This is a genomic window from Arthrobacter sp. SPT-J7 (genome assembly GCF_059089965.1).
Window position 1 is genome coordinate 1 of sequence record NZ_JBNHFF010000446.1, and the last position, 1,273, is coordinate 1,273.

Sequence of the window (1,273 nt, forward strand, 5' to 3'; positions counted from 1 at the left end):
GGAATCGGACCGGAAACGGGACCAGTCGGCGTCGAACTTCTCCACCCGGTCAAGGAGGCGTTTCCGCAGGGTCCCGCCAAGCGGAAGAGGCGTGGAGATTTCCCAATGCGTGCCGATTCCCTCGAACGCAAAACCCTCCCAGTCCGAGCCCGGCACCGTCTACTGTGCCTCCGACTTAATCTGTTCCACAGCCTGGTTGAATCCGCCGCTGGTCAGGGAGGAACCCGCAACCTTCGAGACGTTGAGCTCATTGATGTTCTTGCCCACCACCTGTGCGGCAATGCCACTGGCGAACTCACCCTGGAACTTTCGCGTGTTCGGGTTGGAGGGATGCTGGGTGATGTTGACGTCCGTCACCTTGCCCGCGGCAAGGGTAAGTTCAACCCCGACGGTCTCGGTGCCGTTGGGGGAGACGTAGTTTCCGTCGGCGCTGTAGGTGCCGTCCTTGTAGGTGGAGCCGCTGGTGGCCAGGGACGATGCTCCTGCGGATGGCGCGGCGGCGGAAGATTCTGCACTGCTGCCAGCGGGGGCCGCCGGCGTGGTTCCAGTGGCGGACGGCGCGCAGCCGGCCACCGTTCCGGCGAGCGAAAGGCCTGCGATTCCGGCGAAAACACTCTTGCGGACTGACGGTCTCATAGAAAGGCTCTCATTTCGGTTAAGTGTTCGGGACGGTGCTTACGTTGGTGTCAACGATGAACCCAGCGTATTGGTTCAACTTGTAGCTGGCTTGTGATTTCCTGTGGAACAGCTGTGGCGCCGGAAACGGTCCCAATTCTTTTGCTGTCACTGGCCCCCGGTAGGCTAGAGGAGTGACTCCCGAAGAACTCTCCCTCGCCATATCCGCCTGCCTGAAAGACGCCGTCGACGCCGGCGAGATTGCCCTTACGGCATCAGCAGTGCCAGACGAGGTACGCGTAGAGCGGCCGAAGAACCGGGACCACGGCGACTGGGCCACCAACATCGCCCTGCAGTTGGCTAAGCAGGCCGGCACCAACCCCCGTGAATTCGCCACAGTCCTGAGTGCTCGGCTGAAGTCGATCGACGGCGTCTCCGCCGTGGACATCGCCGGGCCAGGGTTCCTGAACATCACCGTGGACGCCGCAACGGCCGGTGCCCTCGCCAAGGTGATCGTCGAAGCCGGACAGCAGTACGGAACCAACACCGCGCTCGCGGGCCACACCGTGAACATGGAATTTGTCTCCGCCAACCCCACGGGCCCCCTGCACATTGGGCACACCCGCTGGGCTGCCTTGGGTGACTCAATTGCCCGCGT

1 protein-coding gene and 1 pseudogene are annotated in these 1,273 nt (G+C 62.8%); one reads left to right on the forward strand and one right to left on the reverse strand.

The features are described from left to right. Positions 1–159: 159 nt before the first annotated feature. Positions 160–636, reverse strand: a complete 477-nt coding sequence (locus tag AC5RWX_RS33450) for an FMN-binding protein (RefSeq protein ID WP_494100450.1) — start codon at positions 634–636, stop codon at positions 160–162. Between the two features lie 173 nt (positions 637–809). Here AC5RWX_RS33450 and AC5RWX_RS33455 point away from each other — a divergent pair. Beyond that, positions 810–1,273, forward strand: a pseudogene (locus AC5RWX_RS33455) (arginine--tRNA ligase); the annotation flags it as partial.